Genomic DNA, 14,374 nt, shown 5'->3' with positions numbered 1-14,374 from the left:
TCCGGTCAGCCGCCCATATGCGTACGCGGCAGGTGGATCAGGCTGCCGAAGCGGGCACGCAATCTGTCGTCGACCTGTTTTGGCACGTGGCGCGGAAATCGTTCGGCAAGAATGCGTTTCTTCTCGGTGATCGCACGCAGCAATATATCAGGTCGGCCTTTTTCGTTCCATTCCTTCGGTGAGGAACGATCGGCGAAGGCGGGATAGAAATGCTCGGTCTGCATCAGCTTGAGCGTTTGTTCGTTGTCGAGATAGTGGCCTGGGCCTTTGAGGCAGACCTCGGCGATGCTGTCGATCGACAGGGCCTCGTCAGTCACGTCGATGCCACGTGCGCAGCCCAGGCAATGACCGAGCATGTCGTTGTCGATGACCAGGCTCTCCAGGCAGAAGCCGAGCAGCGAGGCATGCATGCCGGCCGCCTCGTAGACGAGGTTGAGGCCGGAGAGGCCGGCCATCACATTGGTGATGCCCTTTTCGTAGCCGGATTGAATGTCGGGCAGTTTCGAATCCGTCATGCCAGCGGCCGAGCCGCCGGGCAGATCGTAGAATTGCGCCATCTGGGCGCAGGCCGCGGTTGCCACCGACTGCTCGGCCGACCCGCCGGCCATGGCGCCGGTACGCAGGTCCGACATGAACGGCCAGGCGCCGAAGATCGCCGGATGGCCCGGCTTGAGCGCATTGACATAGACCAGGCCGGCCAGTACTTCGGCCACCGCTTGCACGACGGCGCCGGCCATCGCCGCGGGTGCTGTGGTGCCGGACTGGCCGGTCGAGAGCAGCAGGATCGGGATGCCGCCTTCAACGCAAGCCTCGAGCACGCCGCAGGCATCCTCGGCGAACTTCATCGGCGGCACGACGAATGAGTTAGAGTTAGAAACGAATGGCCGGGCGCGGAAATTCTCCTCGCCGCCGGCGATGGCGTACAGCATTTCAAGCGCCGGCTTCACGTTCTCACGCACGGTGAAGGATGTTCCGACGTGCTTCGATGTCCCCATCACACAGGCATAGAGCGTGTTGAAATCCATCTCGAGCGGATCGGCGATGTCGCGCGCCACCATCGGCCGCTGGAAGAAATGGATGTTGTCCAGCCCATCGACGATGCGGGCAGCATCATAAATGTCCTGCAGCTTGGATTCGCGGTACTCGCGCTTCTCCAGATCCACCAGGTGCACGGCGATACCTGCCGTGCCGTAGTGCACGCGCTTGCCCTGGACCACCATGTCGTGCCTGGCGTCCTGGCCATGAAGTGTGAAATGTCGTGCCGCCCGCTTGATGGTGTCGAGCACTAGCGCGCGCGGAAAGCGCACACGGTCGTCGTCGCCATGGACCGCCCCCGCCTTGGTCAGCACCTTTATGCAGGAAGGGATGGCATTGGCGAAACCCACCGTCTCCAGGAGCGTCAGCACGCCCTCGTGGATGCGCTCGCAGTCATCCCCGCGCAGCGGCCCGTAGCTGCCGCTCTCGATGGCCTGGTGTCGTGGTCCGGTGTCCTCCATCAGAGGAGCTGATCGCATGGCATGTCCTGTTTCGCGAAGACCGGAGCGCTGTGGACGACGGTTCGCCGGCGTGTCCTGCTGTTCGACAGCCACTGGCATGGAAGCACTCCACCTTCATCGGCAGGAACTCGCGGCGGTTGGTCCACCATCGGCCTGCTCCGTCCCCTCTATACAGCGACTATGCCGCCGGCATTGGCACAGCCTATGTGCCAGCCGGTCCCGTCGCATATGCCAAGGAGCTAAAGAACCGGAGCCGCACTACATGCGCCAGGCTCCGGTCGGGGAAGGGAGATCAGGCCGCTGCCGGCCTGCGTCCAGCTGCCGTCGCCAGTTCGCGGATGCCGGGTTCGATGTGCTGCAACGCGATCGAGGAAATGCCCAAGCGCATGAAACGCGATGGCTTTTCGGTGCGGTCGAAGAAGCGGTCGCCAGGCTCGATGATGACGCTGCGCGAGGCCGCGGCCTCCGCCAGCCCGCGCGAATCGGTGCCGCGCGGCCCCTCGAGCCAGAGCGACGTGCCGCCGGCCGAATCGGTCGAGCGCCACTCCGGCAGGAAGGCGGAAATCGCATGGACCAGACGCTTGCGCCTCTCGTCGAAGGCGCTCGACAGCCGCCGCACCAGCGCCTCGTGATGGCCGAGCGACAGGAAGAGCGCCACGGCGCGCTGGTTGTTCGCCGGCGGATGGCGCAGCATGAAGCGGCGTAGCGCCCGAAGCTCGGAGATCAGCCCGGCCGAGGCGACGATGTAGCCAAGCCTCAGGCCGGGAGCCAGCGTCTTCGACATCGAGCCGACATAGACGACGCGGCCGGAGCGATCGAGGCTCTTCAGCGCCTGCTGCGGCGCCTCGTCCAGGAGCTGGCTGTCATATCCGTCCTCGATGATGATCTGGTTGTGCCGGTTGGCGCGCGCCAAAAGCTCCTGCCGCCGCTCTGCCGACAGCGGCACCATGGTCGGGCAATGGTGGCTGGGCGTGACGAAGACGAAGCCGGAATCATTGGGAATGGCCGAGGTTACGATGCCGGAGTGGTCGACCGGAACCGGCTGGATCTCGGCGCCGGCCAGCCGGAAGATCGAACGTGCATCGGGATAGCCCGGGTCCTCCATCGCCACCTTGGAGCCCTTGGTCATCAACAGCGTCGCCAGCATGTAAAGCGCGTTCTGCGCGCCCAACGTCACGATGATCTCGTCCGGATTGGCGAAGATGCCGCGTCGCGGCAGCAGCCGTGCCTGGATCTGCTCGATCAGGAGCGGATCGTCGCGGTCGACCATGTCGGATGCCCAGTTGCGGATTTCGAGCACCGCCAACGCCATGCGGTTGCACTCGCGCCATTCGGCGGTCGGGAACAGCGCCGGGTCGAATTGGCCATAGACGAAGGGGTATGACGACTTGATCCAGTTGTCGTGCTTGGCCGGCGGCGGCATGTCGCTCGCGGCGATCTGCCGACGCGCCTTCCAGTCGATCTCGTTGGCCTGGTCGGGCGCCTTCTGATGCGGCTTGGCCGGCGTCGCCAGCACTTCGGGATTGACGAAATGGCCGCGGCGCTCGCGCGCCACCAGGAAGCCCTGGTCGACCAGCTGCTGGAAGGCCAGCACCACGGTGCCGCGCGCCACGCCGAGTTTTTCGGCAAGAATCCGGCAGGACGGAAGCGGCATGGAAGCCGCGATCTGCCGGTCGAGGATGGCGGCGACGATCGCCTGGCGGATCTGCGCCTGCAGGGTCTGACCGGATTCCGCCGAAATCCGGAACAGGCCGGACCATATGGCCGTGTCGTTTCGCTGTGGCATGGGAGATGTTCCTCGATGGCCAGCTTTTTTCACGTGGCTGGACCAGTCGAATGTACCGGTGGCACAAGGTGTTGCGCCAATCAATTTTTCTGATCGCTGGGATTTATGCCAGTGATCCTTTGAGCCGGCCCACGCTGCGCTGCGGCATCGCTGCGCATTGAAACAGATGGAATTCGACCCGATAGTTTGCCGCGACGACACGCGCCGGAAACATCCGGCCTGATAAGATGCATCTCAAGAGACCGGAGCGAAGCAGTGGATCAATCGTCCTTTCAAAAGCAGCTCGACGCATTGCGCGATCACCGTGCGGCCAAATCGGGCTCGATGCGCGAGGCTTTCGCTGCCGATCCGCAGCGCTTCGAGAAATTCTCCGCCAGTGACGGCGACCTGCTGCTCGACTGGTCGAAATGCGCGGTCGATGCGCGGACTATGGAGTTGCTGGAGAAACTGGCTGAGGCCGCTGACCTCGAAGGCCGGCGCGACGCGATGTTTGCCGGCAAGAAGATCAACGTCACTGAAGGCCGCGCCGTGCTGCACACGGCGCTGCGCAACCTGACCGGCAAGGGCATCGTGCTCGACGGCCAGGACGTGAAGGCGGAAGTCCTTGCCGTACTCGACGCGATGGGTGCCTTCGCCGACGCGGTGCGTTCCGGCAAGGCGGCCGGCGCGACCGGCAAGAAGATCACCGACATCGTCAACATCGGCATCGGCGGCTCCGATCTCGGCCCGGCCATGGCGACGCTGGCGCTGGCGCCCTATCATGACGGGCCGCGCGCGCATTACGTATCCAATATCGACGGTGCCCATATCCACGACACGCTGAAGGGTCTTTCCGCCGAAACCACCCTGTTCATCATCGCCTCCAAGACCTTCACCACGGTCGAGACGATGACCAATGCCGAAACCGCGCGCAGATGGGTCGAGAAGGCGCTCGGCAAGGAAGCGGTCGGCAAGCATTTCGCCGCCGTCTCGACGGCGCTCGACCTGGTCGCCAAATTCGGCATCGCGCCCGATCGCGTCTTCGGCTTCTGGGACTGGGTCGGCGGGCGCTATTCCGTCTGGGGTGCGATCGGTCTGCCGGTGATGATCGCCATCGGCCCGAAGGATTTTCGCGCCTTTCTCGACGGCGCCCATGAGATGGACGAGCATTTCCGCACCGCCCCGCTGGCGAAGAACCTGCCGGCGCTGATGGGGCTGGTTGGCTGGTGGCACCGCGTGATCTGCAAATACCCCGCTCGCGCCGTCATCCCCTACGATCAGCGTCTGTCCAGGCTGCCGGCCTATCTGCAGCAGCTCGACATGGAATCGAACGGCAAGAGCGTCACCCTGGACGGCGGCGCTGTAACGACGCCGACCGGCCCGCTGGTCTGGGGCGAGCCCGGCACCAATGGCCAGCATGCCTTCTTCCAACTTCTGCATCAGGGCACCGATTTCATTCCGGTCGAATTCCTCGCCGCTGCCGTCGGCCACGAGCCGGAACTGAAGCATCACCACGACCTTCTGCTTGCCAATTGCCTGGCGCAGTCGGAAGCCTTCATGAAGGGCCGCACGCTTGAGGAAGCCCGAGCGCAGATGCTGGCGAAAGGCATGAAGCCGGCCGATGTCGACAGGATTGCTCCGCACCGCGTCTTCTCCGGCGACCGCCCCTCAGTGACGATCCTCTACAGGAAACTCGACCCCCACACGTTCGGACGGCTGATTGCGCTTTACGAACACCGCGTCTTCGTCGAAGGCACGCTGTTCAACATCAACTCCTTCGACCAGTGGGGCGTCGAGCTCGGCAAGGAACTGGCGACCGGGCTGCTGCCCGTCGTTGAAGGCAAGGAGAACGCCGCAAAGCGGGATGCCTCGACTGCTGGACTGGTGGAATACATCCACCGCTTGCGCGGCCCGGAGTGAAAAGCTTGGCGGACATCAAGGGAATATTGTTCGACAAGGACGGCACGCTCGTAGATTTCAACGCGACATGGCTGGGCATCGCCGACTTCATGGCGATGGATGCGGCCGAAGGCGATCGCTGGAAAGCAGACAGGCTGCTTGCGGCGGCGGGCTTCGACTTCGCCACCAAGCGCTTCAAGCCGGATTCGATTTTTGCCTCCGGCACCAACATGGACGTCGTCGAGCTGTGGTTTCCACGGCTGTCCGACGAGGACCAGATGCTTGCCGTCGCCCGCTTCAACGCCATCACCTCGGCGCAAGGATCGGCAATGGCGGTGGCGCTGCCGGGCGTGGTCGAGACGCTTGGCCTGCTTCACAGAAAATCCTACCGGCTTGGTGTCGCCACCAACGACTCGACCAGCGGCGCGGAAAAGACCCTGGTCACGCTGGGCGTCGCGCAGCTTTTCGACGCCGCCTATGGTTACGACGCGGTGGCCAATCCAAAACCGGCGCCGGATACGATCCTTGCCTTCTCTGATCTGACGGGGCTCAGGCCCTCGGCAATCGCCATGGTCGGCGACAACCGTCACGATCTTGAAATGGCGCGGGCGGGCGGCTGCGGTCTGGCGGTCGGCGTGCTGTCCGGCACCGGCACACGTGAATCGCTGTCCCAGATAGCCGACGTCATTCTGGATTCGGTGGCCGACCTGCCTGATTTTCTTTCGGCGCGGGTCAGCGAGACAGTCTAGACTCGCAGCTAGCTAGTCCGAACGAGAACACGCCGCTCGGTTTCATCGCCGCATTCCTGCCTTCGCCGACATCCGGCACCTCGTATTCGGCCAGCAGGCGAAGCCGCGAGCGGGGCAGATAGGCGCGGCCCGGATCGCCGATCAGCACGGCGATGCCGGCTGCAAGGCAGCGGTCGAGGAAGGGGACGACCCGGCCGGCGAGATCATGGGCGTAGAACAGGTCGCCGACCACCACGACATCCACCGGTGGCGGCGGACCGCTGGTGATGTCTTCGCCAATGATCATGATAGCGACGCCGTTCGCAGTCGCGTTGAGGCCGAGCGCAACCACACCGTTGCGATCGATCTCGGCCGCGACGACCGCGCTTGCCCCGGCTTTTGCCGCTGCAATGCCGACGAGACCCGAACCGGCGCCGAGGTCGAGCACGCGACGGCCGGCCACGGTCTCCGGCCGGTCGAATATGTAGCGGGCGAGCACCGCGCCGCCGGCCCAGACATAGGCCCAGTACGGTGGCTCCGGTTCAGGTCCGTCTTCTTCGGTCGCATGTTGGTTCCATTCGAGAAGCCGCCTGAGCCCGCTTCCCGGATGGGCGGTGTAAAGCCGAATTTCGGGAAGCGTGGGCACGGGGGCGATCCGCATGTTCGCCCGGATGAACTGTGCCGGGTCCGGGCGCGAACCTATGCTCACGGCGTTGGCGCCGGCGATGCAATCGCTCAAGCTGCGCCTAGCCCCGCAACGCCCGGCGCAGGATCTTGCCGACCGGTGTCTTCGGCAGCTCGGTGCGGAACTCAATATACCTGGGACGCTTGTAGCCGGTCAGGTTCTCACGGCAATAAGCCGTCAGCATGTCGGCGGTCAGTGCCGGGTCCTTCTTGACGACGAACAGCTTCGGCACTTCACCCGAATGCTCGTCCGGCACGCCGATCGCGGCAACTTCGAGTACGCCTGGATGCTGCGCCACCACTTCCTCGAGTTCGTTCGGATAGACGTTGAAGCCGGAAACCAGGATCATGTCCTTCTTGCGGTCGACGATCTTGGTGTAGCCAAGCTCGTCCATGAAGCCCATGTCGCCCGATTTGAAGAAGCCGTCCTCGGTCATCACCTTGGCGGTCTCGTCCGGCCGGTTCCAGTAGCCGGCCATCACCTGCGGTCCGCGGATGCAGATTTCGCCGACTTCGCCGAGCGGCAAATTGTTGCCGTCGTCGTCGCGGATCGCGATCTCGGTCGAGGGCAGCGGCAGGCCGATCGTGCCGGTGTAAACGCCGTCGCTGAATTTGTTGATCGTTGCTCCCGGCGAGGTCTCGGTGAGCCCGTAGGCCTCGCTGATCGGGCAGCCGGTCAGCACCTTCCAGCGTTCGGCGATGGCCCTCTGCACCGGCATGCCGCCACCCAGCGTCAGGATCAGCGGCTTGAAATCGAGCTCGCGAAAATCCTCATTATTGAGCAGCGCATTGAACAGCGTGTTGAGGCCCGGAAAGATGTGGATCGGGTATTTCTGCAGCTCCTTGACGAAGCCGGGAATGTCGCGCGGATTGGGGATGAGGACATTCTGCGCGCCTTGCTGCATGCCTACCAGCACGTTCGCCGTCAGCGCAAAAATGTGATAGAGCGGCAGCGCGCAGAGGAAGTTCAGATGCGCCGGCTTCGGCTTGACGGTAAAAGCGTCTTCGGCCCACAGCGCGTTCTGCGCGACGTTCGCCAAAATGTTGCTGTGCAAAAGCATCGCGCCCTTGGAGATGCCGGTCGTGCCGCCCGTGTATTGCAGGAAGGCGATGTCGTCGGCCGTGACCCTTGCGGGCCTGAAGGCCTTGCCTGTGCCCGCCTTCAGCGCGGCGTTGAACTTGACATGGCCGGGCAGCGACCATGCCGGCACCATCTTCTTGACGCGGCGTACAACGAAGTTGACGATCGTTCCCTTGAGCCCGCCGAGCATGTCGCCCATCGAGGCGACCACGACATGCTTGACCGCGGTCCTGGCGATCACCGCTTGCAGGGTGCAGGCAAAATTTTCGAGGATGACAATGGCTTGAGCGCCGGAATCCTTGAGCTGGTGCTCCAGCTCGCGCGGCGTGTAGAGCGGATTGATGTTTACCACGACATAGCCGGCGCGAAGCACTGCCATCATCGCCACCGGATATTGCAGCACATTCGGCATCATCAGCGCGACGCGCGCGCCCTTCTGCAGCCCCGTTGATTGCAGATAGGCGCCGAAGGCGGCCGACTGTCGCTCGAGGTCGGCATAGGTGATCGATTTGCCCATGCAGACGAAAGCCGGCCGGCTTGCAAACTGCTTGCACACGGTGACGAGAAAGTCGCCGATCGAGCTGGAGGGCAGGGCGCCGATCTCGGCCGGCACGATCTTTGGATAACTCTTGAGCCACGGTTTTTCCGGCAGGCCGGCGGCCAGCGACGTGATCGCCTTTGGTAATCTCTTGGCCGGACCTGCCGGCAGTCGTGGCGCTGTCGGCACTGCCTTCGCCGCCGGCTTGGCGGCAGACTTTGCAGCAGGCGCCGTCTTGCCGGTTGCCGGTTTAGCAGCCGCTCCAGCCGTGGTCTTCGCCGCCGGCTTCGCGCTTGCCTTCGCGGTAGCCGTCGGCTTGGCGGCGGCCGCTTTTGACTTGACTGCTTTCGATGTTGCCTCGGCCTTTGCTTTCGCCGCGTTGGTTGTCTTTGCCGGTTTTGCCACCTGTCGCTCCCTCAATCGTTCTTATTGTTTCGGCATGCTTGCGCGCCACCACCGCCCTGATCACAACGATATCCCACGCTTGCCGCAATGTCCGGAACGTGGGAAATTCCGGCACGCTGCCCACCTATCTATGTATTGCCACAAGCGACGGCCGTGCAAGCCTCGCCACCTGGAGTGCGGTAAGACTTGCCGTCAAACCTCTCGGCCGCGACCGGTTTTCGGATGCGCATCTCTTGAACCGAACGGCTCGATTCCCACAATTGGCGGCATCGCCGATCAACAAAAAATTGAAGTCGCTAATAATGTCGTGATCTGCGGATTCGGCTCGTTTTTTCCACAATTTGCCGCGTGCCGGAATTTTTTTCTGCTTCCCGTGGGTTAGGCAAACAAGCAGTTCCAAAGCTAGAAAAACGGTGCTTATATGCGGCCTTCGCGAGCCTGATAGAGGGGCTTGGAAGAACATCAGGGAGTGCTCAATGAAAAAGAAACTGACTTTTGCAGCCGCGTTGCTGGCTGCAAGCGTCCTCGGCGGCATGGCCAATGCAAAACAACTGGTCTATTGCTCGGAGGCTTCGCCGGCCGGCTTCGACCCGTCGCCATGGAGCGGCGGCAACGACTTCGACGCCTCGTCGCGCACCATCTATTCGCGCCTGGTCGAGTTCGAGCATGGCAAGACCACCATCTCGCCCGGCCTGGCCGAGAGCTGGACGGTTTCCGACGACGGTCTCGAATACACCTTCAAGCTTCGCCCGGGTGTGAAATTCCAGACGACCGATTATTTCACGCCGACGCGCGACCTCAACGCCGACGACGTGATCTTTTCCTTCGAACGCCAGTGGAAGAAAGAAAGCCCGTGGTACAGCTATCTGGAAGGCACCGGCTGGGAATATTTCACCGGCATGGGCTTTCCCGATCTCCTGAAGGAAATCGTCAAGGTCGACGACCTGACGGTGAAATTCGTGCTGAACAAGCCTGAAGTCGCGTTCCTGCCGGACCTCGGCATGGATTTCGCCTCGATCGTCTCCAAGGAATATGCCGACCAACTCGACAAGGCCGGCACCAGGCAGCAGTTCACCCAGAAGCCGGTCGGCACTGGTCCGTTCCAGTTCGTCGACTATCAGGTCGATGCGGTCGTGCGCTATGCAGCATGGGACGGCTACTATGGCGGGCGACAGAAGATCGACGATCTGATCTTCGCCATCACGCCCGATCCGGCCGTACGCGCGCAGAAGCTGAAGGCGGGCGAGTGCGATATCATGTCATACCCGGCGCCGGCCGACATTGCCGGACTGCAGGCTGACGCGAACCTCAAGGTCGACGAGCAGGAAGGCCTGAACATCGGCTACATGGCTTACAACACGACGCAGCCGCCCTTCGACAAGGTCGAGGTCCGCAAGGCCCTCAACATGGCGGTAAACAAGAAGGCGATCATCGACGCGGTCTATCAGGGCGCCGGCGCGCCGGCCATCAACCCGATCCCGCCGACCATGTGGTCCTATAACAAGGACATCAAGGACGATCCCTATGATCCGGAGGCGGCCAAGAAGATGCTGGCCGATGCAGGCGTCAAGGATCTGTCGATGAAGATCTGGGCTATGCCGGTCAGCCGCCCCTACAACCCGAACGCCCAGCGCGTCGCCGAGTTGATCCAGGCCGACTATGCCGCCGTCGGCGTCAAGGCGGAGATCGTCAGTTACGAATGGACCGAGTATCGCCAGCGCGGCAAGGCTAAGGATCGCGACGGCGCCTTCCAACTGGGCTGGACCGGTGACAATGGCGATCCGGACAACTTCTTTTTCCTGCTCGGTTGCGATGCCATCGGCCAGTCCAATTATGCGATCTGGTGCAACCAGGAATTCGAAGCCCTGCTGAAAAAAGGCAAGGCGACGACGGACGTCGCCGAGCGCACCAAGATCTACGAGGAAGCTCAGGTGGTGTTCAAGCGTGAGGCTCCGTGGCTGACCATCGCCCACTCCAAGGTCTTCATGCCGATGAACAAGAAGGTGTCGGGCTTCGTTATGGACCCGCTCGGCATTCATCGGTTTGACGGCGTCGACGTCACCGAATAAGTCCTGAGAAATTGAACGGCGGCGCTGGACTTCCCGCGCCGCCGTTCTATGAAGCAAGATGCTCCGTTATCTCCTCCACAAGCTCGCTTTGATCATCCCGACCGTGTTCGGCATATCGCTGGCGGCGTTTGCTTTCGTCCGGCTTCTGCCCGGCGATCCTATCCTGGCCCTGGCGGGCGAGCGCGGCGTCAGCCCCGAGCGCTACGCCCAGCTCATCGAGCAGTTTGGCTACAACCGGCCCTATGTCATCCAATACCTGGAATATATCGGCAGGGTCCTGACCGGCGATTTCGGCATATCTATTGCCACCAAGCGGCCAGTGCTCGGCGAATTCCAGGCGCTGTTTCCAGCCACGCTGGAACTGGCCACAGTGGCGTTGATCATCGCCGTCCTGCTCGGCATTCCTGCCGGTATCTTCGCCGCGGTCAAGCGCGGCTCGTGGTTCGACCAGGCTACGATGGGTGTCGCGCTGACCGGATATTCGATGCCGATCTTCTGGTGGGGGTTGCTGCTCATTATCTTCTTCTCCGGCTATCTCGGCTGGACGCCGGTTTCCGGCCGCATCGGCCTGCAGTATTTCTTCAGGCCGACGACCGGGTTCATGCTCATCGACAGCCTGATCTCCGGCAGGAGCGGCGCTTTCAAATCTGCCGTCAGCCATTTGATCCTGCCGTCGATCGTGCTGGCGACGATCCCGCTTGCCGTCATAGCGCGCCAGACGCGCTCGGCGATGCTCGAGGTGCTGGGCGAGGACTATGTCCGCACCGCGCGCGCCAAGGGCCTGGCGCCGCGCCGCGTCATCGGTCTGCACGCTTTTCGCAACGCGCTGATCCCGGTAGTCACCACCATTGGACTGCAGGTCGGCACCTTGATGGCGGGCGCCATTCTGACCGAGACCATTTTTTCCTGGCCGGGCATCGGCAAATGGATGATCGATGCCATCGGCAAGCGCGACTATGTCGTCGTCCAGAGCGGATTGCTGATCATCGCGCTGATCGTCATGGCGGTGAACCTGATCGTCGACGTGCTCTACGCCGTCATCAATCCGCGCATCCGGGTGCAGTGAGATGACCGACGAATCCGCCGCCGAAGCTACCGCCGCCTCCATCCCGACAGGCGGCAGGCAACGCGCTTTCGCCGAGTTCTGGCACTACTTCTCGATGAACACCGGCGCGGTCATCGGCCTTGTCGTGTTTTCGGCGCTGGTGCTGGTGGCGATCTTTGCGCCGTTCGTCGCCCCACATTCGCCCGACGAGCAGTTTCGCGATGCGCTGCTGGCACCCCCTGCCTGGCAGGAAGGCGGCAAATCGATGTTCCTGCTCGGCACCGACGCGGTCGGCCGCGACATGCTTTCGCGGCTGATCTTCGGGGCGCGTTTCTCGCTGTTCATCGGCCTGGTGGTCGTCGTCTTCTCGCTCACCAGCGGCATCGTGCTTGGCGTGCTCGCCGGCTATTTCCGCGGCTGGGTCGACACGCTGATCATGCGCATCATGGATATCATCCTGGCCTTCCCGTCGCTGCTTCTGGCGCTCGTGCTGGTGGCGATCCTTGGCCCCGGCCTGTTCAATGCCATGCTGGCGATCGCGCTGGTGCTGCAGCCGCATTTTGCGCGCCTCACCCGCGCCGCCGTGATGGCCGAAAAGAACCGCGAATATGTCATCTCCGCCAAGGTGGCTGGTGCCGGTCATCTTCGCTTGATGGTGAGGACGATCCTGCCGAACTGCCTGGCACCGCTGATCGTGCAGGCGACGTTGTCCTTCTCCAATGCTATTCTCGAGGCTGCGGCGCTCGGCTTCCTCGGTGTCGGTGCGCAGCCGCCGACGCCGGAATGGGGCACGATGCTCGCCTCGGCGCGCGAGTTCATCCTGCGCGCGCCTTGGGTGGTGACCTTCCCCGGCCTTGCTATCCTGATCACTGTGCTGGCCATCAATCTGATCGGCGATGGCTTGCGCGATGCCTTCGATCCCAAGCTGAAGAGGTCATAATCCAATGCCTCTTCTCGAGATCAAGAACCTGACCGTTTCCTTCGACACCGCCGCTGGACCATTCATGGCGGTACAAGGCATCGACCTGTCGGTCGAACCGCGCGAGGTGCTGGCGATCGTCGGCGAATCCGGTTCGGGCAAGTCGGTGGCGATGCTGGCGGTGATGGGGCTTTTGCCCAACACCGCGACGGTGAGGGCCGACCGCATGGCCTTCGACGGCATCGACCTGCTCAAGCTCGGCCCATCCGAGCGGCGCAAGATCGTCGGCAAGGACATTTCGATGATCTTCCAGGAGCCGGTCGCCAGCCTCAACCCGTGCTTCACCGTCGGCTTCCAGATCGAGGAGGTGCTGCGCTTCCATATGGGCATGGACCGCGCCCAGCGCCGGGCGCGTGCCATCGAATTGATGAAGTTGGTCGGCATCGCCGACCCCGAGGAACGGCTGGGCTCCTTCCCGCACCAAATGTCGGGTGGTCAGTGTCAGCGCGTCATGATCGCCATCGCCATCGCCTGCAATCCCAAGCTTTTGATCGCCGACGAGCCAACCACGGCGCTCGACGTCACCATCCAGAAGCAGATCCTCGATCTGCTGGTCGGCCTGCAGGCCAAATATGGCATGGGCCTGATCATGATCACCCACAATATGGGGGTGGTTGCCGAGACCGCCGACCGTGTCATCGTCCAGTACAAGGGCCGCAAGATGGAAGAGGCCGACGTGCTGTCGCTGTTCGAGTCCCCCAAGAGCAACTACACGCGCGCTCTCCTGTCGGCGCTGCCGGAAAATGCCGTCGGCGACCGATTGCCTACTGTTTCCGACATGCTGTTCGAGCCGGCCCCATCTGTAGTCGCAGCCCGGTCCGCAGGAGGAACCGCCTCATGAGCGTGACGGTAGTCGAAGGCAAGAACATCGTGCGCGACTATCATGTCGGTGGCGGGCTTTTCCGCCCCTCCCGTACGGTTCATGCGGTCAAGGGTGTTTCGTTCAGCGTCGACAAGGGCAAGACGCTGGCCATCGTCGGCGAGAGCGGCTGCGGCAAGTCAACACTCGCCCGCATCATCACCCTGATCGACCCGGCGACCTCCGGCGAGCTTTTCATCGATGGCAAGAAGGTAGACATCGGCAGGAACGGCCTGTCGAAGGAAATGCGCCGCAAGGTCCAGATCGTCTTCCAGAACCCTTATGGTTCGCTCAATCCACGCCAGAAGATCGGCGACGTGCTTGGCGAGCCGCTGCTCATCAACACCGACAGCACGGCCGACGAGCGGCGCGATCTTGCCATGAAGATGCTAAAGAAGGTCGGTCTCGGCCCCGAGCACTTTAATCGCTACCCGCATATGTTTTCGGGCGGCCAGCGCCAGCGGATCGCCATCGCCCGCGCGCTGATGCTCAACCCCAGCCTTCTGGTGCTGGACGAGCCGGTCTCGGCACTTGATCTTTCGGTGCAGGCGCAGGTGCTGAACCTGCTCGCCGACCTGCAGGACGAGTTTCAGCTGACCTATGTTTTCATCAGCCACGACCTGTCGGTGGTACGCTACATCGCCGACGACGTGATGGTAATGTATTTCGGCGAGGCGGTCGAATACGGCTCGCGCGACGAGGTCTTCGCCGACCCCAAGCACAGCTACACCAGGACGCTATTCGCGGCGACGCCGCGTGCCGACGTTGCCAGCATCAAGGCAAGGTTGGCGAAAAAGAAGGCCGCCTGATCCGGCGAGGTTTGCCG

General features: G+C 62.8%; 12 protein-coding genes. 7 read left to right on the top strand and 5 right to left on the bottom strand.

Annotation, left to right across the window (positions count from 1 at the left end; genetic code table 11):
* Nucleotides 1-5: 5 nt before the first annotated feature.
* Together NKH67_RS13240 and pdxR are read right to left on the bottom strand one after the other, a co-directional pair.
* Entirely contained in the window at nt 6-1,595 is a 1,590-nt protein-coding gene (locus NKH67_RS13240; protein WP_353031073.1) for a trimethylamine methyltransferase family protein, read from the bottom strand.
* Nucleotides 1,596-1,788: 193 nt separating this feature from the next.
* Nucleotides 1,789-3,282, bottom strand: coding sequence for a MocR-like pyridoxine biosynthesis transcription factor PdxR (gene pdxR, locus NKH67_RS13235; protein ID WP_023676815.1), 1,494 nt, complete (start codon nt 3,280-3,282; stop codon nt 1,789-1,791).
* A 255-nt stretch (nt 3,283-3,537) separates the two neighbouring features.
* Here pdxR and pgi point away from each other — a divergent pair, with 255 nt between their 5' ends.
* Nucleotides 3,538-5,181, top strand: coding sequence for a glucose-6-phosphate isomerase (gene pgi, locus NKH67_RS13230; RefSeq protein ID WP_352613841.1), 1,644 nt, complete (start codon nt 3,538-3,540; stop codon nt 5,179-5,181).
* A 5-nt stretch (nt 5,182-5,186) separates the two neighbouring features.
* Nucleotides 5,187-5,909, top strand: coding sequence for an HAD family hydrolase (locus NKH67_RS13225; RefSeq protein ID WP_352448533.1), 723 nt, complete (start codon nt 5,187-5,189; stop codon nt 5,907-5,909).
* On the opposite strand, the gene NKH67_RS13220 is transcribed toward NKH67_RS13225, so the two are convergent.
* From NKH67_RS13220 to NKH67_RS13210, 3 genes are all read right to left on the bottom strand, one after another.
* On the bottom strand, nt 5,893-6,549 hold the full coding sequence (locus NKH67_RS13220; RefSeq protein ID WP_352540502.1) for a class I SAM-dependent methyltransferase: 657 nt from the start codon (nt 6,547-6,549) through the stop codon (nt 5,893-5,895). The genes NKH67_RS13225 and NKH67_RS13220 overlap by 17 nt on opposite strands.
* 85 nt (nt 6,550-6,634) lie before the next feature.
* On the bottom strand, nt 6,635-8,380 hold the full coding sequence (locus NKH67_RS13215; RefSeq protein ID WP_353031071.1) for a long-chain fatty acid--CoA ligase: 1,746 nt from the start codon (nt 8,378-8,380) through the stop codon (nt 6,635-6,637).
* A 61-nt stretch (nt 8,381-8,441) separates the two neighbouring features.
* Nucleotides 8,442-8,711 (bottom strand): hypothetical protein, encoded by a 270-nt coding sequence (locus NKH67_RS13210; RefSeq protein WP_353031069.1) that lies wholly within the window; start codon nt 8,709-8,711, stop codon nt 8,442-8,444.
* 361 nt (nt 8,712-9,072) lie between these two features.
* On the opposite strand from NKH67_RS13210, the gene NKH67_RS13205 reads away from it, so the two are divergent.
* The 5 genes from NKH67_RS13205 to NKH67_RS13185 are packed head-to-tail and all read left to right on the top strand — an operon-like array spanning nt 9,073 to nt 14,357.
* A complete protein-coding gene (locus NKH67_RS13205) occupies nt 9,073-10,665 on the top strand; it encodes an ABC transporter substrate-binding protein (protein ID WP_352448537.1) in 1,593 nt (530 codons plus the stop codon).
* A 58-nt stretch (nt 10,666-10,723) separates the two neighbouring features.
* On the top strand, nt 10,724-11,731 hold the full coding sequence (locus tag NKH67_RS13200) for an ABC transporter permease subunit (RefSeq protein WP_023676822.1): 1,008 nt from the start codon (nt 10,724-10,726) through the stop codon (nt 11,729-11,731).
* Nucleotide 11,732: 1 nt separating this feature from the next.
* Complete coding sequence (locus tag NKH67_RS13195) at nt 11,733-12,650, top strand: ABC transporter permease subunit (RefSeq protein ID WP_023676823.1); 918 nt, start codon at nt 11,733-11,735, stop codon at nt 12,648-12,650.
* A gap of 4 nt (nt 12,651-12,654) precedes the next feature.
* Nucleotides 12,655-13,530 carry an ABC transporter ATP-binding protein gene (locus tag NKH67_RS13190; RefSeq protein ID WP_023676824.1) on the top strand — a complete coding sequence of 292 codons (876 nt, stop codon included), beginning with the start codon at nt 12,655-12,657 and terminating at the stop codon, nt 13,528-13,530.
* Complete coding sequence (locus NKH67_RS13185; RefSeq protein WP_023676825.1) at nt 13,527-14,357, top strand: dipeptide ABC transporter ATP-binding protein; 831 nt, start codon at nt 13,527-13,529, stop codon at nt 14,355-14,357. Before NKH67_RS13190 ends, NKH67_RS13185 begins: the two co-directional genes overlap by 4 nt.
* Nucleotides 14,358-14,374 lie beyond the last annotated feature (17 nt).

The organism is Mesorhizobium sp. M0968 (assembly GCF_040319065.1).
Taxonomy (GTDB): Bacteria; Pseudomonadota; Alphaproteobacteria; order Rhizobiales; family Rhizobiaceae; genus Mesorhizobium.
The sequence above is the reverse complement of the archived record's forward strand: the minus strand, read 5'-3'. Positions and strand labels throughout refer to the sequence as shown.

Bases quoted from the DNA above. Each gene is read 5' to 3' on its own strand.
- NKH67_RS13185 (WP_023676825.1), top strand. From the start codon at position 13,527: ATGAGCGTGACGGTAGTCGAAGGCAAGAACATCGTGCGCGACTATCAT.
- NKH67_RS13190 (WP_023676824.1), top strand. From the start codon at position 12,655: ATGCCTCTTCTCGAGATCAAGAACCTGACCGTTTCCTTCGACACCGCC.
- pdxR (WP_023676815.1), bottom strand. From the start codon at position 3,282: ATGCCACAGCGAAACGACACGGCCATATGGTCCGGCCTGTTCCGGATT.
- NKH67_RS13240 (WP_353031073.1), bottom strand. From the start codon at position 1,595: ATGCCAGTGGCTGTCGAACAGCAGGACACGCCGGCGAACCGTCGTCCA.
- NKH67_RS13195 (WP_023676823.1), top strand. From the start codon at position 11,733: ATGACCGACGAATCCGCCGCCGAAGCTACCGCCGCCTCCATCCCGACA.
- NKH67_RS13205 (WP_352448537.1), top strand. From the start codon at position 9,073: ATGAAAAAGAAACTGACTTTTGCAGCCGCGTTGCTGGCTGCAAGCGTC.
- NKH67_RS13220 (WP_352540502.1), bottom strand. From the start codon at position 6,549: ATGCGGATCGCCCCCGTGCCCACGCTTCCCGAAATTCGGCTTTACACC.
- NKH67_RS13200 (WP_023676822.1), top strand. From the start codon at position 10,724: ATGCTCCGTTATCTCCTCCACAAGCTCGCTTTGATCATCCCGACCGTG.